16 protein-coding genes are annotated in these 17,435 nt (G+C 47.3%); 7 read left to right on the top strand and 9 right to left on the bottom strand.

From position 1 onward, the window contains the following. Nucleotides 1–123: 123 nt before the first annotated feature. Entirely contained in the window at nucleotides 124–1,089 is a 966-nt protein-coding gene (locus GWO68_RS10100; protein WP_162346317.1) for a YpdA family putative bacillithiol disulfide reductase, read from the bottom strand. After that, entirely contained in the window at nucleotides 1,090–1,224 is a 135-nt protein-coding gene (locus GWO68_RS17935; protein WP_262887484.1) for a hypothetical protein, read from the bottom strand. A gap of 83 nt (nucleotides 1,225–1,307) precedes the next feature. Here GWO68_RS17935 and GWO68_RS10095 point away from each other — a divergent pair, with 83 nt between their 5' ends. From GWO68_RS10095 to GWO68_RS10085, 3 genes are read left to right on the top strand one after another with little or no spacing between them, the layout of a single operon-like run. Further along, entirely contained in the window at nucleotides 1,308–1,781 is a 474-nt protein-coding gene (locus GWO68_RS10095; RefSeq protein ID WP_235942014.1) for a hypothetical protein, read from the top strand. Next, nucleotides 1,778–1,978: a helix-turn-helix transcriptional regulator gene (locus tag GWO68_RS10090; protein ID WP_162346316.1), complete on the top strand. Its 201-nt coding sequence runs from the start codon at nucleotides 1,778–1,780 to the stop codon at nucleotides 1,976–1,978. The genes GWO68_RS10095 and GWO68_RS10090 overlap by 4 nt, the downstream gene beginning before the upstream one ends. A 30-nt stretch (nucleotides 1,979–2,008) precedes the next feature. Next, a complete protein-coding gene (locus GWO68_RS10085) occupies nucleotides 2,009–2,569 on the top strand; it encodes a GNAT family N-acetyltransferase (protein ID WP_162346315.1) in 561 nt (186 codons plus the stop codon). On the opposite strand, the gene GWO68_RS10080 is transcribed toward GWO68_RS10085, so the two are convergent. Next, nucleotides 2,566–3,621 (bottom strand): AI-2E family transporter, encoded by a 1,056-nt coding sequence (locus tag GWO68_RS10080; RefSeq protein WP_162346314.1) that lies wholly within the window; start codon nucleotides 3,619–3,621, stop codon nucleotides 2,566–2,568. The genes GWO68_RS10085 and GWO68_RS10080 overlap by 4 nt on opposite strands. A gap of 93 nt (nucleotides 3,622–3,714) precedes the next feature. Here GWO68_RS10080 and GWO68_RS10075 point away from each other — a divergent pair, with 93 nt between their 5' ends. From GWO68_RS10075 to GWO68_RS10060, 4 genes are all read left to right on the top strand, one after another. Continuing rightward, complete coding sequence (locus GWO68_RS10075; protein WP_162346313.1) at nucleotides 3,715–5,019, top strand: M20/M25/M40 family metallo-hydrolase; 1,305 nt, start codon at nucleotides 3,715–3,717, stop codon at nucleotides 5,017–5,019. 246 nt (nucleotides 5,020–5,265) lie between these two features. Next, the gene (locus GWO68_RS10070; protein ID WP_162346312.1) at nucleotides 5,266–6,711 is read left to right on the top strand and encodes a hypothetical protein; all 1,446 of its coding nucleotides are present in this window, start codon (nucleotides 5,266–5,268) and stop codon (nucleotides 6,709–6,711) included. A gap of 104 nt (nucleotides 6,712–6,815) precedes the next feature. Continuing rightward, the gene (locus tag GWO68_RS10065; RefSeq protein WP_235942013.1) at nucleotides 6,816–10,115 is read left to right on the top strand and encodes an amidohydrolase family protein; all 3,300 of its coding nucleotides are present in this window, start codon (nucleotides 6,816–6,818) and stop codon (nucleotides 10,113–10,115) included. Between the two features lie 170 nt (nucleotides 10,116–10,285). Further along, on the top strand, nucleotides 10,286–10,816 hold the full coding sequence (locus GWO68_RS10060) for an REP-associated tyrosine transposase (protein WP_162346311.1): 531 nt from the start codon (nucleotides 10,286–10,288) through the stop codon (nucleotides 10,814–10,816). Between the two features lie 89 nt (nucleotides 10,817–10,905). Here the strand turns inward: GWO68_RS10060 and GWO68_RS10055 are convergent, their stop codons facing one another. The 6 genes from GWO68_RS10055 to GWO68_RS10030 form a co-directional block, all read right to left on the bottom strand. Continuing rightward, on the bottom strand, nucleotides 10,906–12,084 hold the full coding sequence (locus GWO68_RS10055; protein WP_162346310.1) for a serine hydrolase domain-containing protein: 1,179 nt from the start codon (nucleotides 12,082–12,084) through the stop codon (nucleotides 10,906–10,908). A gap of 93 nt (nucleotides 12,085–12,177) precedes the next feature. After that, the gene (locus GWO68_RS10050) at nucleotides 12,178–12,918 is read right to left on the bottom strand and encodes a metallophosphoesterase family protein (protein ID WP_162346309.1); all 741 of its coding nucleotides are present in this window, start codon (nucleotides 12,916–12,918) and stop codon (nucleotides 12,178–12,180) included. 4 nt (nucleotides 12,919–12,922) lie between these two features. After that, complete coding sequence (locus GWO68_RS10045; protein ID WP_162346308.1) at nucleotides 12,923–13,714, bottom strand: nucleotidyltransferase; 792 nt, start codon at nucleotides 13,712–13,714, stop codon at nucleotides 12,923–12,925. A gap of 646 nt (nucleotides 13,715–14,360) precedes the next feature. After that, nucleotides 14,361–15,155, bottom strand: a complete 795-nt coding sequence (locus tag GWO68_RS10040) for a tellurite resistance TerB family protein (protein WP_162346307.1) — start codon at nucleotides 15,153–15,155, stop codon at nucleotides 14,361–14,363. A gap of 168 nt (nucleotides 15,156–15,323) precedes the next feature. Next, complete coding sequence (locus GWO68_RS10035; protein ID WP_162346306.1) at nucleotides 15,324–16,037, bottom strand: pirin family protein; 714 nt, start codon at nucleotides 16,035–16,037, stop codon at nucleotides 15,324–15,326. Between the two features lie 13 nt (nucleotides 16,038–16,050). Then, entirely contained in the window at nucleotides 16,051–16,641 is a 591-nt protein-coding gene (locus GWO68_RS10030; protein WP_162346305.1) for a nitroreductase family protein, read from the bottom strand. Nucleotides 16,642–17,435 lie beyond the last annotated feature (794 nt).

Here is a 17,435-nt window from a genome sequence, read left to right as displayed (position 1 = left end):
TTCGAACTCTGTGAGAAATCTATTAAAGATGCATTTCGAGGTGTCCTAAATAGATCTCTCCTTTCGTCGAGATGACAGCTATAGCTTAAGTTGCTGGTATTGGTGTTTGAAGGAGCTAACTAACTATAGTTTACCGGTAATGTGGTTTACTATCTTTTCGGCATGTATTCTTGAGTTTTCGATAAACCAGACGCGGGTATCCATGCCGCCACACACGACGCCGGCCAGGTACATGCGGGGCATGTTGGTTTCCATGGTTTCGGGGTTGTGGGTTGGGTGTTTCAGGGCATCATGACTTAGTTCTATCCCCAGTTTTTTCAGGAATGTAAAGTTTGGCTGGTAGCCGGTCATGGCCATTACAAAATCGTTGGCTATAGTTACCACGCCGTCCGGCGTTTCGATATCCACTTCCTCTTCCCGGATCTCTAACAACCGCGAACTGAAATACGCTTTCACGGCACCTTCGGCAATGCGGTTTTCCAGGTCGGGTTTGGTCCAGTATTTTATGCTGCCAAGTTCCGGGTCGCGCACCACTATAGTTACTTCGGCACCTTTGCGGTAGGTTTCCAAGGCCACATCGGCAGCAGAATTGTTAGCCCCGATTACCAGCACTTTCTGTTTAAAATAGTAATGCGGGTCGTAGTAATAATGGCGTACTTTGGGTAGCTCCTCTCCTTTAATATTCAGCAGATTGGGGATGTCGTAAAAGCCGGTGGCAACTATAATGTGCTTGGCTTTGTAGTTGGCTTTGCTTGTGCTTACCAGGTATAGTTCATCAAGTTGAGGCGAAACGGCCAGCACTTCCTCAAACAAATGCAGGTTCAGGTGTCCGGTGTCAGCTACTTTGCGGTAATATTCCAGCGCTTCGGCACGGTTTGGTTTAGGGTGGATGCTCGGAAACGGATAACCGCCAATCTCCAGCCGGTCGGCGGTAGAAAAAAAGGTCATGTTGAGCGGGTAATTAAAGAGTGAGTTTACCACACAGCCTTTCTCAACTATAAGGTAACTAAATCCCGCTTTTTTGGCTTCCAGTCCGCAGGCCAGGCCAATGGGTCCGCCCCCGATGATCAGTATATCCAATGTTTCCAACTACAGATTTTTTCTTTCAACAACTATACGCAGGTAAGGTTTATAGTTTCGGTTCAGGGGCAACCAAAATTCACCTGCCGTATTATAGTTTCCACCCTGCTGTTTGGTAGTTCTGCCATAATATTGTAAAGACATCCAATCAAAAAGTAAAAATATCTTGACTTTTGTAAAACAAACCTTACTTTTGTAAAGTATACTTTACTAAAAACTATAAACTCATGAAAACACGTTATCTTTTCCCGAACCGGTATAAGCTTATCGGATGGTTACTGCTAGTGCCAGCCTTATTGCTTGGTATTGTGATGATAGTCTCTGACCAGGATTTGTTTACCCTGGATGCGACAGTTTTTGCCCTATACGACGACGGGATTTTTGAACCTGACAAAGCATTTACCCTTACCCGTAATAACATAGCAGACGAACTGGTGGCCATTGTTGCTATAGTTGGTGGTTTGCTGGCAGCTTTTTCCAGAGAGAAAGACGAGGACGAATACATTGCCCAGATCAGGCTGGAGTCGTTGCTTTGGGCCACGTACATTAACTATGGCTTCCTGTTATTTTCTGTCTTGTTTATTTACGGGTTGGCGTTTTACCAGGTGTTGCTCTTAAACATCCTAACGTTATTGCTCATCTTCCTGATCCGGTTTAATTTTATACTTTACCGCAGTAAAAGTGCCGCCTACGCATCATGAAAAATACGTTAAAAGTGCAGCGCGCCATTCATGACCTAACGCAGGAAGAACTGGCTAAAAAAATTGGGGTAAGCCGGCAAACTATAAACGCCATGGAGCTAAGCAAATACGTACCCTCTACAGTGCTGGCCCTTAAAATTGCCCGCGTGTTCGGGCAGAAAGTGGAAGATATTTTTACCCTGGAAGAGGCCGACTAACGACAAAAACCTATAAAAACCAGACCAACTATGTTTGCTACCAGCCCTACCCAGGTGTTAAGGATAGCCCCTGATCTGTATCTGCGTCCTGCTACCGTAGCCGACGCACAGGCCTTGTTCAACATTATAAACAGCCAGCGCCCTTACCTGCGCGAGTGGCTGCCTTTTGTTGACCTAACCCGCCAGGCCTCTGATACTGCTTTATACCTGCAAACAATTACTAACAGCACTTCCGATAAGGCTTATGTTATAATAGTAGACGAAGCTGTTGCCGGGTTAATAGGGTTTAAAGGGGTAGAATATTTTAACCGGAAAGTGGAAATAGGTTACTGGCTAAGCCAACACCAGCAAGGTAAAGGTATTATGCAACGGTGCTGTAAGCGGTTGCTGCAGTATGCTTTTGATGGAATGAACATGAACCGCGTGCAGCTAAAAGTGGCCCCAGAAAACTATAAAAGCCGCAACATACCTATAAAACTGGGCTTTACGCTGGAGGGCACTGAACGCGAAGGCGAACTACTGAACGGCAGTTACCACGACCTGGAAGTGTATAGTTTGCTTAAAAAAGAATGGCAAGCGCAACAGCTTTAAATTTTAACATCAGAACTGCTGGCGCTTAAAAGCAGTGAAACGGGCCGCATGTTTTCGTGTTTGTCGGCAATAAGCTTAAGTATAGCCAGGAACGGGATGAACAGAATCATGCCGGAAGCTCCCCAAAGTATACCGCCCGCAACTATAGCCAGCAATGTAAACAGCATATTAACCTGCAACCGGTAACTCACTGCCCACGGAAAAATAAGGTTAGCCTCTAAATACTGCACAACGGCAAACACGATTACCACCCCGGCCGGGTACCACAGCGAGTCGTAGGTTATCCAGGCGACAGCCATTGGCAGAATAGCCCCTATGGTAATGCCCACATAAGGTATAAATGTGAGGATTGAAGCCACCACCCCGAAAAACAGCGCATGCGGCACCCCCAGCAAAAGCAACCCGATCGTGTTTAGGGTGCCAACTATAGCATAAACGATAGCCATGCCTTTTATAAAATTATAGTAGGTAGTAATGGTTTCGTGCAGGATAGTTTTGATCTTATGATGCTCTGACCTTGAGAATAGCGAATAAAGTGCCCGGGCCAGCTGCTCGCGGTTGTACAATATAAGCGCTACATATAACGGGATAAGCACCAACAGCACCACCGATACCACCGAAGTATACAGTACATTCTGCACCATGCCCAGCAAATTGGCCGCTATGTTATTTCCCATACTTTCGAGCCAGTTGGTTTGCCGCGCCACTTTTATGCCCAGATTTTGCTCCAGGTGCAGGCTTAAATCCTGTAGAGCAGTAGCCAGTTTTTGTTGCAGGTTAGGCCATTCTTCTACCAGGCGCATCAGTTGGTTAACCAGCAGCCAGCCCAGCCCGCCCAAAAGTAACAGCAACACCAGCAGGCAAACCGTTATGGCAGCCCAGCGCGGCATTTTTTTAAGCTCCAGCCAGCGGCAGATCGGGTACAGCACAAAACTGATGAGCAGCGCAAAACTCAGCGGCACAAACAATGAGCGCCCTACATACAGCACAATGCCCAGCAATACGGTGTACTGCAGCAATTTTAGCCAGTTTACCTTAGTGCTTGTATCCATAATAGCTGTATATTAGATTTCTGTAATGCCGGTGAGGCCAAAACGTAAGCAAATTAACAACCTTTATTAACCAAACAATAACCAACCGCTTCTATGAAAAAAAATCTGATATTGTTGCCTGCCATACTTTTGTGTGCTGCGGGTAGCACTATAGCCCAGAACCTGAAACCCATAACCCAGGAAAAAGCAACCCGCATTGTAAAAACCCTGAGCTCCGACGACATGATGGGCCGCGCCTCTTTTACGCCCGGCGCCGACAAAGCAGCTGATTTTATCGCCGGCGAGTTCAAAAAATCAAAACTGAAATACCTGCCTGGCACCAACAGCTATAAGCAGACCTTTACAGTATACCGCGTTACGCCAAACCAATTACAGGTAGCCCTGAACGGCGAAAAGATAGCTCCTGAAAACGTGTTTGCCAGCACCAACTATAAAACCTTAGACTGGAAAGCCAACACCAACGAGCGCAGAATTATACCTATAACCGAAAGCGAGAATGCCCGCGACGCGATGATGCATGTGTACCGCATGGAGGAAGATGCCATTGTGCTGGTACACCCGAAACACGCAGCCACTTTTGCCAATTACCAGCGTTACATGAGCCGTGGCGGTATAGTGCAGGAAACCGGCAAAGGCGCCAGTAAAGTATTTATACTTACCGACCAGGCCGGTCCAACAGACTATGACATCACCATCGAGAACAAGATAGAAGCCCTGCAACTTACCAACCTGGCAGGCATGATCGAAGGCAAACGCAAAGACGAATTTGTCGTTTTCTCAGGACATTACGACCACATTGGTACCCATAAACCGATAGATGGAGACACTATAGCTAATGGTGCTGATGATGATGCCTCGGGTACAACGGCTATGATGCTGCTGGCAGATTTTTACCAGAAACAACGCAAACCAGAACGATCGATCATTTTTGTAGCCTTTGCTGCTGAAGAAATAGGCGGTTACGGTTCCAGGTATTTTTCGGAGCAGCTTAACCCGGACCAGATCGTAGCTATGTTCAACATCGAAATGGTAGGCAAGCCTTCTAAATTCGGACCGAACAGCGCTTATCTTACGGGTTTCGAGAAATCTAACCTTGGCGAACTGATGCAGAAACGCCTGCAGGGCACTGGCTATAGTATCCACCCAGACCCATATCCGAAGCAAAACCTTTTTTACCGTTCCGATAATGCTACCTTAGCCCGCCTGGGCGTTCCGGCGCATACCATTTCATCCGTAGAAATAGACAAAGACGAAACGTACCATACTGTAAACGACGAATTTGAAATGCTAAACATGCCCCATCTTACCAGCATGATCAAAGGGATAGCGCTAGGCACTTATGATGTGGTTTTCGGTAAAGCCACACCAACCAGAGTAGATAAGGCGCAGGTACAGTAAAGACCAGTTTAGAAGCAGTTTCACGGATACATGTTTTTGCCCCAACTATAGTTTGAGATAAGATTGATGCATTTTATCATTTGGAGAGACGCAGGATATTGCGTCTCTTTTTTTGCCCGTAACCTTCCAGTTTATCTTAAAACCTGCTTCAGATAGCCCTGTTTCATACCTTTTAACCCCAGGCGCTGTCTTTTTATAGTTGGCTATCGTACAAATAAAGCGGGAGAAGGATTTTTTGTTGGCAAGATGGTAAAACTTTTACGCGTACTGGTGCTACTCCTCTGCACGCTGCCCGCCCGGGCACAGGAACCAACTATAGCCTGGGGCCCCGAAATACCCCAAAATGCCCGTAACCTGAATCAGCTACAGATAATAGGCACAGGTTCTCACAATTCCTTTTACACCCTGTATTCCGAGAACAAACAGCTTACCCTGGAGCGGTACGACCAAAACCGACAACGGACCTGGGCAGTAGCCATTGTACCCCAGGGGCCAGACGGCAGCCAGGCCGAATTTGAAGAACTTGTACTGCTAAACCAGCAGGTATACCTCATTTCGTCGGTAAAAGTGAAGTATAAAAAAGACATTTATGTGCAACAACTGGATGTAAACGGAAACTATATACCAGCCATACACCTGCTGGCAAGTACCGTTCCGGATGCAAAAGTTTATGCACAAGCCAAAGAAGGGCGTTTGTTACTGGTGCTGCAACAGCAGGAAGATCCTCAGCAAACTTCCGTAGCCTCGTACATAGGCTCTTTTAAGCCCCGCTGGACCCAAACCATACCTGTAAAAGGCGAAATTGAAGACATGCATCTTTCAGAAACCGGCACAGCTTTTATCCTTACCAAACTACCTGCAACAAACTCCCCGGAGGCCGCCTTTTACCTGTATCGGTTTGAAGGAAGAAATGGCAGAAGCAGCGACCAGCCAATTGGCAGCACTGCCCAGCGCCCTTTACAGGCAAAAATGGCAGCCATTAATGGCGATGTGGTGGTGGCGGGCATTACCTCACCGGCGCCTTTTGTGGCCAGTTTGTTACCCGAGCCAACCGGTATTTTTTACTATCGCTTTCCCAAGGGCCAGTTCCGCCGATACCAGCTCCACTACTCCCCCCTCGATAGCCTTTTTCTGCACAACTATAAATTTTACAAACCCGACTCAGACCATAGCCAGCGCCTGCGCCACCTGCAACTAAAACAATTACTGCCTATGGCCGGCAACAGAGTGGTGCTGCTCGGCGAAGTATACAACCTGGTCGGGGATCCTAAAACAGGCAGCCACCACACAGACGATATACTGGCCATTGCTTTTGCCTCTAACGGGCGGGCTATTTATACCACCAGCGCAAACAAACACCAATGGGGGCAGGCAAACCAGGTTCGGCTGGGCTCTTACCTGGCCACTACTATCCAGGACTCGGTTAAGCTCCTCTACCTCGATTTTGAATACAACTATAACGAGCAGGATCAGATTAGTATGGCAAGCCCGCGTGCTGTGCTTAAAACACCGGTGGTGGTAACTATAGATCTGTCCGGAAAGCAAAAAGTGAGGCCGCTGCATCATTCCCAGACCGGCCGCCATCAGGATTTTTACCTTGTTCCGCGGGCGGCTTACCAGGTAAGTAAAACAGAGTTTATAGTTCTCGGGTCGGGCAAAGGCTACTACAAATTCGGCAGGCTTACATTCTGAAGTAATAACTATAGTTGTCTAAAACCATTCCTGTACTTCCATTCCCTTTTCTAAGCTAATTCGCTATCTTTGGTAAACAACTAATCAATCAATTTCACCCTACCATGAATAAACGTACTTATCTGAGTATGTTCCTGGCGGCCGCGCTTGCTTTACCTTGCAGCACTGCCCTGGCACAGGACAAAAAAGATGACAAAAAATGGAAAGTGGACGCAGCCCACGGCACCGAAAAAGAAGTAACCGTAACCACCGACGAAGGTACCTGGATGAGCCTGGACGTAAGTCCGGATGGCAAAGAGATCGTGTTTGACATGCTTGGCGACATCTATAGTATGCCAATTTCGGGTGGCAAGGCAAAACTACTGCGTAGCGGTCGAGCTTATGAAGTGCAGCCACGTTTCAGCCCGGATGGCAAGTTCATTTCCTTTACATCGGATGCAGGCGGCGGCGACAACATTTGGATCATGAAGCGCGATGGTTCTGGTGCAGAGCAGATCACTAAAGAAACTTTCAGATTGTTAAATAACGCAGTCTGGACCCCGGATGGCCAGTACCTGATCGCGCGCAAGCACTTTACCAACACCCGTTCGTTGGGTGCCGGCGAAATGTGGATGTACCACCGCACAGGCGGTGCAGGTATACAGCTCACCAAGCGTAAAAACGACCAGCAGGATGCAGGTGAGCCATTCGTATCACCAGATGGCAAGTATGTGTATTACTCTGAAGACATGAGCGGTGGCTCTACGTTTGAGTATAACAAAGACCCGAACGGCCAGATTTATGTTATCCGCAGAGTTGACCGTAACACAGGAGAGATCGAGAATATAGTTACCGGTAACGGAGGTTCTGTTCGCCCGACTATCTCCAGAGATGGTAAGCACATTGCGTTTGTGCGTCGTGTGCGTACCAAGTCTGTGCTGTTTGTGCAGGATTTGAAAACCGGCGAGCAATGGCCGTTAACCGATAACCTGAGCAAAGACCAGCAGGAGGCCTGGGCTATCTTCGGCGTATATCCTTCGTTTGCCTGGACTCCGGATAACAAGAGCATCGTTTACTGGGCAAATGGTAAGATCAATAAAATAGATGTTGCGAACCAGAAAGTAACCAATATTCCTTTCGAAGCCACCGCTACGCATTATGTTTCAGATGCTGTTCGCCACGATTTCAGCAAGAATGGCGGTGTTTCTCCAAAAGAGTTTACAGCTAAAGCTATCCGCCACGCCGTAACATCTCCGGATGGTAAGATCCTGGTATTTAACGCGGCTGGTCATATCTACAAAAAAGAGTTGCCAAACGGCAAGCCGGAGCGCATCACAAAAGACGCAGATTTTGAGTTCTATCCATCGTTCTCACCAGACGGAAAGTATATCGTTTACTCTACCTGGAACGACGATAACTATAGTGCCTTGATGAAGCTGGACATCCGTAAGAAGAATGCCAAACCAACTAAGCTTACATCTGAGAAGGGTTTCTACACCAACGCGTCGTTCTCACCGAACGGTAAATTTATAGTTTACAACAAAGAAGGCGGTAACAACCATATGGGTTATGCGCATGGCAACGAGCGCGGTATTTATTACATGACTGCTGAAGGCAAAAACCCTACTTTCGTACAGAAAAACGGTTCTTCGCCACTGTTCAACGCTGCTTCTGACCGTATTTTCTTTACAGCAAATGCCGGTGATAAAGCTGCCTTTAAGAGCGTAAACTTGCAAGGCAAAGAAGAGCAGACACACTATACTTCCAAGTATACCGACCAGTTCTACCCAAGCCCGGACAACAAGTGGATCGCATTTGTAGAGTTGTTCAACGGCTATGTGGCTCCATTCTCAACTAACGGTTCTGGTTTAGACCTGAGCGCTGAAACCAAAGCAGTTCCGGTTGCCCGCTTTACTAGAGATGCCGGTACAAGCATACACTGGTCTGGCGACAGCAAAAAAGTGAACTGGGTACTTGGCGATGAATACTTCTCTAACGACATCAAAAACCGCTTCTCGTTTGTAGAAGGTGCTCCTGAAAAGTTACCTGCTATTGACACAACAGGTATGAAGATCGGCCTGGAGCTGAAAACTGATACACCGGAAGGTAAAGTAGCTTTCACGAACGCGCGCATCATTACCATGAAAGGTGACGAAGTGATTGAGGGCGGAACTATAGTTGTGGATGGCAACCGCATTGTGGCTGTCGGTAAAGGTGTTGCCATACCTAAAGATGCCAAAGTGATTGATGCAGCCGGCAAAACGATTATGCCTGGTTTAGTGGACGTACACGCGCACTTAGGCACGTTCCGTAACGGTATGAGCCCGCAGAAGCAATGGTCATACTATACGAACCTGGCTTACGGTGTAACTACCACGCACGACCCATCTTCTACTACCGAAATGGTATTCAGCCAATCGGAAGCCGTAAAAGCTGGTGCGATGGTTGGTCCGCGTATCTACTCTACAGGTACAATCCTTTACGGTGCCGATGGTAACTTTAAAGCTGTAGTTAATAGCTTGGATGATGCCCGTTCGCACTTGCGCCGCCTGAAAGCGATTGGTGGTTTCTCGGTAAAGAGCTATAACCAGCCACGCCGTGAGCAACGCCAGCAAATTATACAGGCTGCCCGCGAACTGGACATGACCGTGGTACCAGAAGGAGGTTCTACGTTCTTCCATAACATGAGCATGATCCTGGATGGCCACACGGGTATTGAGCACAACATACCGGTTGCCCCACTTTACAAAGATGTAGTGGAAGTATGGAAAGCTTCGCAAACAGGTTACACACCTACCTTAATCGTGAACTATGCCGGTAGCTCCGGTGAATATTACTGGTACCAGAAAACCAATGCCTGGGAGAAAGAGCGTTTGTTGAAATTCACGCCACGTTCTGTAGTAGATGGTCGCTCACGTCGAGTTACCTTAGTGCCAGACGACGAGTATAAGAATGGCCACATCCTGACTTCAGAATCAGCGAAGACATTAACTGATGCCGGTGTAAAAGTGAACCTGGGTGCCCACGGACAATTACAAGGTTTAGGCGCACACTGGGAACTATGGATGCTGCAGCAAGGCGGTATGACCAACCACGAAGCACTTCGCGCCGCCACCTTAAACGGTGCTGAGTACCTGGGTATGGGCAAAGATATCGGCTCCCTGGAAGCTGGCAAACTGGCTGACCTGATTGTACTGGACAAAAACCCATTGGAAAACATCCAGAACTCAGAGCATGTGAAGTACACCATGGTAAATGGTCGCCTGTACGATGCCGCAACTATGGCTGAAACCGGTAACTATAACAAGCAGCCAGGCAAGTTCTGGTGGGAAAACAGCCGTACCGCCACCGCATTCGACTGGCACGAAGGCACCGACACCCGCTTCGAAGGTATAGCTGGTGAGCATTGCACCTGCCGCCACTAAGAAGTAAGTTTTATACTATAGCAAACAGGCTGCTCCGGTTGGAGCAGCCTGTTTTGATTTATAGGTAGCAATCATGGCGCGAGCGTCTTCGCTCGTGACGAACTATAGTAGGGGCCTCTGGCCCCTTTTGCTTTTTGTACCCGATAATACTCTTCTGCGTACTTAGCAGCATGTCTGAAAAGTATAAAACATATCCTGGAGGTACATTCTTTGTAACCCTAAGCGTAGTGGGCTGGATTGATGTATTTACCAGAAGAGAATATGCTGATGAGTTAGTAGACAATCTGAATTATTGCAGTGCACACAAAGGATTTCACATTTATAGTTACTGCATTATGCCCAGTCACTTGCATATGATTTGTTCGGTAGATAAACTTAAATTGAGCGATGTTCTTCGAGATTTTAAAAGCTATTCTGCTAAGCGTATCTTAAATATGATTGAGAATAACCCAACTGAAAGCAGGAAAGAATGGTTGTTATACTTATTCAGGTTCTTTAAACAAAGTATAAGGCACAACAAAGACTACCAATTTTGGCAGCATCATAATCATCCGATAGACTTAACTGATGCTAAAATATTCCAGCAAAAGATAGATTATATTGAACAGAATCCTGTTGTAGCAGGTTTGGTAACAGATGCGGCTTATTATACTTTTAGCAGCGCGAATCCGGATAGTTTAGTTAAGTTAGCTGAAGTATAAGCCGTAGGATAAAATAAAAAGGGGCCAGAGGCCCCTGCTATAGTACGTCACGAGCGTGGACGCTCGCGCCATGTTCCTAAAACCAGCAATTATTTCACTGCAGCCAGCACTCGCTTGATCAACTCATTCGGGTTGCCGTTGTGCCAGCGCCAAACTATAACTATGTCGTGCTCAGGGTCTATCCAAACAGTGTTCTGGCCGGCGCCTAAGGCTGCGTAGCTAGTGGTTGGGGCATCAGGCCAGGCTTTGCCTTCAGTGTTCAGCCACCACAGGTAACCGTAATCCGGGCCAACAGGGCCACGGGAAGTGGTTGCTTCTTTTACCCATTTTTCTGAGAGTAGCTGTTTGTCCTTCCAGCGGCCGTTGCGCAGGAACAAATAACCGAAGCGGGCTTCGTCGCGGGCACTTATCCAGAGGCCGCCACCCCAGCGCGTGCCGCCGCTTACCGATGGCATTTGTTTGCCGTTTATCTCAACTATAGAATTACGGTAAGGCACCCACTTCCAGGTTTCAGAAGCATCAATCGGGTCCATTATTTCATCTTCCAGTACTTCCGGCAAAGGCTTTTCCCACAGGCGCAGCAAGGACAGGGCAAAACGGTTAATGCGCACATCGTTGTATTCATAAAAACTGCCGGGCTCCTGTAGTTCGCGTGGTTTGCGCTCTCCACGGCCAAAGGCTTCTTTGCCTACAAAGTCATACTTTTTGCCCCACATTTCTCCTTCCCACTCACTGGTCTGGCGCGCGTGGTGCTCCCAGGTTACTTTGCTGTTAGGCTCCGAACTATAGCCGCCATCCTTCACATACTTTGCTACCGGGTCATTTATACTTTTAATCATGCCGTGGTCTATAGTTAAACCAAGTATAGTTGACAGGAAGCTCTTAGCTACACTATAGGTTGGGTCGGCCGCTTTGGTATCGCCCCACTCTGCTACAATGTAACCGTCTTTAATAATGATGCCGTTGGTGTTGGCACGTGTAGCTGGTAACGGCCCCAGCGGCTCACCGAAGATATCTTTCTGGGTTGAGAAGTCTTTTTCAATCTGGGTCGTTTCCTGGGTTTTTGCCCACTCAATAGCCTGCTGCAAAAGGACTGCATCCATCCCAAGCTCATCAGGCTTTTTTACCTGCCAGTTATCGCCTTTGCCCGGATAGTATACTTTTGATGTCGCAGATTCACTTATGTTTGTAGTGCTTTGGTTCTGCTGACCGGTGCACGCGAAGAGCGCAAGTATAAAAAGCAGGTAGAGTTGGTTTCTGAATTTCATGGGTGTTAAGATAAAGTCTGCTAAAAATAAGGACAAGTAGGATGAAAGCAAAAGCGGCCACCTGTTTTGCAAGTGGCCGCTCCAGTTTATAGTTTAAACTTCCAGCACAAAGTACGGAATAGGCTTTTCGAGTTTCTGCAGCAACGGTTTGGCTACGTTAAAAACTTTTACGCCTTTAGCTGTGGCGCCTTCCAGGGTACCGACGTGTGCATGTCCATGGAAAGCAGCCAATACCTGTCGTCGTTCCAGCGGCTCAGCCAACCTCGACGATCCCAGGAAAGGATAAATTGCTTCCGGTTCGCCTTCTATAGTTGCTGCAATGGGAGCATAGTGTAAAACTGCGATTTTCTCTACCTCCGGGTGTTCTGTTTCCAGGCGCGAGAGGGCTCCGTCCAGCTTCAGCGATTCGTCTACGGCTTCCTGCACAAACTGCTTCATCATGGGTTCGCCAAACATGGCCAGCATAGCACGATTAAAACCACCGCCAAACCCTTTTACACCGGCAAAGCCCACGCCTTCCAGCACAATCATATCGCCATCCAGCATATTTACACCGGTCTGGGCCAGCAATTTTCTTATCTCTTCCTGCTCATTCTGGTCATAGTCATGGTTACCTAGCACGGCAACTACAGGTATAGAGCAGGCACGCAGTTCTTCAGCCAGTATTTCGGCTTCGCTGGCACGGCCGTGGTCGGTCAGGTCGCCGCAAAGCAATAGCACATCCGCATCTGCCGACGCTCCTTTAAAAAACTCTACCCATTTACCTTTATCCGTTTCGCGCACATGTATGTCACCTATAGCCGCTACACGGGTTTTTTTCTTTTTTTTATCCATCAGCCTAAATGGTTTTTATGGTAACCACTTTATACTCCCACTCCGTTATATCGGTTTTGTATTGGGTCTGGTCGATGATCGGGCCGCGGCACACTTTCTCTACCGAAGCGGGTAATTCATACTGGTGCTGGGCGCGCTGCATCAGTTCATCAAATAACCAGCGCGGAATGATGTCGCGGTCGGCGGGGTACACAAACTGGAAGTTGATGATCTGGCTGAAAAGCAGTTGCCAGTGCTGATCCATTCTCCTGAAAAGGCGCTTCCAGTCCAGTTTATGACCATACTTCAGGAACAGGTGATTTACATCGGCACCATCATAACGTTCGCGGTTCTGCACATATATCTTACACCAGATTAACTCCTCAGGGGCCAGAAACTTTACCGGGATTCCGAAAACTTTACCTTTCACAGCGTGCTCGTACCACGAGTCGTCCACAGTACAGATGTTGTTCACAGTGTCAAAAATGATATCGATGTAATAACCGTTCTGAAACACTTTGGCCAGCCAGCGCGCATCCGTAATTTCGGTCTGGTAGCCTTTGTCGTTCAGGTATTTCAGGTGGTACTGGTACTCGCTTGGCTTACAGAAAATGTCCAGGTCTTTCATGTCGCGCACAATGCCGGTGTACTCATACATGGCATAGCCGCCACCCAGCAAATACGGCGTTGGGCTATCTTTCAGCAGGGTAAGGGTTTGCTTATAAAAGTCGTTGGCAATTTCCTGGTTGTTGGTAGCAGTTTTAGTAGATACTTTGTTGCCATTCACCACAACTTTCTCTTCTTTTATTTTCTTCATATAAGTTTGATCCAAAAAATTAGAGTCTTATTGTACTATTCAGGTCTTGCCATAGGCAGGATGCACAACAAGTGAGTAGCTTATTTACTTATTTATGCAAGAATAGTTGTTGCTTAATTGCAGGGAGGTGGTTGATTTTCAGCTGAAAGTAGTACAAAAAAGTTCTTTTACCTTGGAGGTAAATAGTATGTCCCTGAATAGCTTCTGGATGGCTAGCTATGTAGGATGTCATTTCGAAAACAATGAGGAATCTGGGTAGTATTACCTTGCAGCATGCGCAGCTACTGCTAGTGTCTTAATACTATTTTGTCATCCTAACCGCAGTCAAGAGATTTTATGATTCCTATAGTTGAAGTACATATCTGCTTTAACCAAGCTATACTTCTATAGTTGCTTCCAATCCTGGGAGCTGTACTTGCCTATTGTTTTATAGTTTACTTTGGTGCCCAGAAGGTGGGAGTAGGATTTGCTTTAAAGGAGAGTGCTGCAGTGAGGTAAATTACACGTAAGAGCTACGCGCGATTTAAGGTCTAAAGATCCTGCCAATCCAAACAACGCCCGAAAATCCTGGTTCAGACAATTAAAAAGGAGATAAAGTATAACCTTATCTCCTTTATCCTGTTTTTTATCGCTCAAAAAGTCTGACCTACCAGCCTGAGTTTCTCCGCTTACCACCACCTAACACACCGCCAAGTATAGATCCCAGCCCGCCAGAACCCATACCGCCATATCCGCGTCGTCCGTTAAGGCCGCCAAGTATAGAAATAATAGAACCAAGGCCACCACCACTTCGCATTCCGCCACCCATCATACCGCCGCCCATGGCGCCGCCAAGCAAACCTCCTAAAAGGCCACCACCCATGCCGCCCATGGTGCCACCTCGCCGTCGCATCAATCCAGACAGTACAATTGGTGCCAGTATGCCCAGCATACCAGTTACCATACCTGGCGAAATGCCAACATTTTTAAACATATCGCCGAAGCCGCTTTTGCTCATAAATGATTGAGAGGTTGGGTCTTCGCCCTGCTGTTTGGCCTCGTCGGCTTTTTCCACGAACTGCTCTAATATACTGTACTGTTTCTGGTCGACACCCAGGTAGTCGGCCACATCCTGAATGCGCTGCTGCTCATCGGAAGTATACTGCCCGTCGGCTTTGGCGAAACTGATGATATCGGTTACAAAAGAGAATTTCAGCTGGCTTTTCTTCAGCACATCCAGGCACTGCTGCAAACTGATCTGTGATGGGTTTTTGGCGATCTGAGCTACTTCCTGCTGCAGGTTTTCGGGTAGTTCAGCGGCTTCGCCCATCAACTTTAAAAACTGCAGTTCTTCTTCGCTTGCCTTCCCATCAGACGATGCCATTGTGGCCAATGCCCCAAAATAAGCCCCTTTTTCTTCTTGTGAATAATCTTTTAATAAGGTGGTTTGTTCCTGTTCCATAGCTTTTGTATTAGTGTAGGTATGTAATAACGGCTGCTACAGAGGTTGGTTAATGTAAACTATAGTTTGCCACATTTACAGACAGGGTTATAGTTAGCGCGGGCTTAAGCATAAAAAATCCCCGGCCATAAACTATAGCCGGGGATTTACATGTAGCCAAAGGAGTTATTAGTTCATAGGTACTTCCATCAGCAGGAGCTCTGCATCCGAAGTAGCTTTTATAGTTATAGTTTCGAAATCTGATATGCCCATACCGTCGCGTTTGTTCAACTTTTCGCCATCAATCTCTAAGTCACCTTCCAGCACAAAAGCATACACGCCGTTGCCGGACTTGTGCAGTTTATAGTCCTCTGTAAAGCCTGTTTTTAAACTGCCCAGCGTAAACCATGCATCCTGGTTTATCCAGATACTCTCGGCTCCTTGCTCCGGCGATACCACTGTTTGCAGCTTGTTCTGGCGGTCAGCGGGGTTAAAGGTTTTCTGCTCGTAGCGCGGTTTTATGTTTTGCTCTTTCGGGAATACCCAGATCTGCAGGAAGTTTACCTGGTCTGTTTTAGAGTTATTGAACTCCGAGTGCGTTAAACCGCTACCAGCCGACATGATCTGCACGTCATTGGTCTGGATCACTTTTTTATTGCCGGTACTGTCCTGGTGCGCCAATTCGCCTGATAACGGAATAGAAACGATCTCCATGTTATCGTGGGGGTGTGCGCCAAACCCCATACCAGGCGCAACTATATCATCGTTTAGTACACGCAACAGCCCGAAGCCCATGCGCTCAGGGTTATAGTAGCTTGCAAAACTGAAAGTATGGTGCGAGTCGAGCCAGCCGTGGTTAGCGTGGCCCCTTGTTTCTGCTTTATGAATTATTTTCATGCTCATAGTTAAGTTATAGTTATAAAGATTGCCAGGTACCGTTAAATACTAATTCCTGTAATGGTTTTCGGTTGCGCGGTGCTTCTTCGCGCTCTTTCAGGGGAGCAGATAGTGTTTCGGGTTCGCCCTTATAGCCTAAAGCAATCATGGTTACAGCCTCAAACCCATCCGGGATGTTAAGCATCTCGCGGGCCGCATCGGCAATGAAACCACCCATCATATGCATGTAAAGACCAAGCTCTGTAGCCTGCAATGCCATGTTGGCTGTTGCGATGCCTACATCGTGCCAGGCGTGCCCGTTTTTCTGATCGAAGCTGCTATAGTGTGTTTTAGCAACTGAAAGCAAAAGTACGGGTGCATTTTTAGCCCAAACCTGGTTTGCTTCTACCAGGCAGCTCAGCAGTTTTTCGTAAGCTTCAGGATTATCTTTGGTAGCGTAAATAAAGCGCCACGGCTGCTCGTTCATGGCGGATGGAGCCCAACGAGCAGCTTCCAGAATTGCTTCCAGTTTCTCCTCCTCTACTGGTTGGCTATCAAATGCACGCGGACTCCAGCGCGACTTTATCAGTTCGTTTACTTCTATTTTATTTTCTACTGCTAAATTGCTCATATCAGCTTATCAAATTCTATTACGTCACAAATTTAATGTACATACATTTAATGTACAAACATAACATAAGAATTGTTTCAGAAGTTCCTGTTATTTGATGTTGGGTAGGAGTATGCTTTGTTGTGATGGCTGGTATCAGAATGACAGGTTTTCACCTCTTCCCAGCCCTCTCCTAAAAACAGGGGAGGGAGTTCTTTAGCTATTCATACGCTGGCGCGAGTCTCCAGACTCGTGACTAACTATGATGTTGTATCTCCAGATGCAACTGGCCCGACAGGGACAGGTACGGTAAGGACGCTGGCTATGATTCTATAGTTCGTTTTATCCAACCACCCCAGCCCCTCTCCCGGAACTGTGACTTGTCTGAGGAAGGGAGCTTTTTACCTCCTATAATTTCTGTCAACCTGAAAGGATCCTATTTTGCAATAACATCCCCCTGCCCCCTTCAAAGGGGGACTTTCCGCCTTTGTTATAGTTGGATTTATAGTTCTATAGTTTACGGTATTGAGCGGACAGGTCGCGACCTGTCCCTACGGAACTATAGCCACGATCAATGTCGAAGCGAGTAGTTTCAAACTATAGCTATAGGTCAATAGTAGAAAGATATCAGTCTTTGGGTTGAGCGCCTTTGACTTGTTGCGGTGGCGTGAGCCAATCCGAGCGCAGCGAGGATAGCAAGAAGGCAGCAGCGCGATGCCCGAAGACGGGGCCTCCCGGCCGTGAGGGCACCAAAGCTTGAGATGAAACTATAGGCTAGTAAAGCTCCCAGGATTACAGGAAGTATAAAAGGATAG

The organism is Pontibacter fetidus (assembly GCF_010119545.1).
Lineage (GTDB): Bacteria > Bacteroidota > Bacteroidia > Cytophagales > Hymenobacteraceae > Pontibacter > Pontibacter fetidus.
Note: the sequence above shows the minus strand (reverse complement) of the source record. Positions and strands in the feature narration are given on the sequence as shown.

What these genes read in the sequence shown, in the direction of transcription:
- GWO68_RS10065 (WP_235942013.1), top strand. Translation starts at nt 6,816, where the DNA reads ATGAATAAACGTACTTATCTGAGTATGTTCCTGGCGGCCGCGCTTGCT.
- GWO68_RS10070 (WP_162346312.1), top strand. Translation starts at nt 5,266, where the DNA reads ATGGTAAAACTTTTACGCGTACTGGTGCTACTCCTCTGCACGCTGCCC.
- GWO68_RS10095 (WP_235942014.1), top strand. Translation starts at nt 1,308, where the DNA reads ATGAAAACACGTTATCTTTTCCCGAACCGGTATAAGCTTATCGGATGG.
- GWO68_RS10035 (WP_162346306.1), bottom strand. Translation starts at nt 16,037, where the DNA reads ATGAGCATGAAAATAATTCATAAAGCAGAAACAAGGGGCCACGCTAAC.
- GWO68_RS10075 (WP_162346313.1), top strand. Translation starts at nt 3,715, where the DNA reads ATGAAAAAAAATCTGATATTGTTGCCTGCCATACTTTTGTGTGCTGCG.
- GWO68_RS10030 (WP_162346305.1), bottom strand. Translation starts at nt 16,641, where the DNA reads ATGAGCAATTTAGCAGTAGAAAATAAAATAGAAGTAAACGAACTGATA.
- GWO68_RS17935 (WP_262887484.1), bottom strand. Translation starts at nt 1,224, where the DNA reads ATGTCTTTACAATATTATGGCAGAACTACCAAACAGCAGGGTGGAAAC.
- GWO68_RS10080 (WP_162346314.1), bottom strand. Translation starts at nt 3,621, where the DNA reads ATGGATACAAGCACTAAGGTAAACTGGCTAAAATTGCTGCAGTACACC.
- GWO68_RS10085 (WP_162346315.1), top strand. Translation starts at nt 2,009, where the DNA reads ATGTTTGCTACCAGCCCTACCCAGGTGTTAAGGATAGCCCCTGATCTG.
- GWO68_RS10040 (WP_162346307.1), bottom strand. Translation starts at nt 15,155, where the DNA reads ATGGAACAGGAACAAACCACCTTATTAAAAGATTATTCACAAGAAGAA.
- GWO68_RS10060 (WP_162346311.1), top strand. Translation starts at nt 10,286, where the DNA reads ATGTCTGAAAAGTATAAAACATATCCTGGAGGTACATTCTTTGTAACC.
- GWO68_RS10050 (WP_162346309.1), bottom strand. Translation starts at nt 12,918, where the DNA reads ATGGATAAAAAAAAGAAAAAAACCCGTGTAGCGGCTATAGGTGACATA.
- GWO68_RS10090 (WP_162346316.1), top strand. Translation starts at nt 1,778, where the DNA reads ATGAAAAATACGTTAAAAGTGCAGCGCGCCATTCATGACCTAACGCAG.
- GWO68_RS10055 (WP_162346310.1), bottom strand. Translation starts at nt 12,084, where the DNA reads ATGAAATTCAGAAACCAACTCTACCTGCTTTTTATACTTGCGCTCTTC.
- GWO68_RS10045 (WP_162346308.1), bottom strand. Translation starts at nt 13,714, where the DNA reads ATGAAGAAAATAAAAGAAGAGAAAGTTGTGGTGAATGGCAACAAAGTA.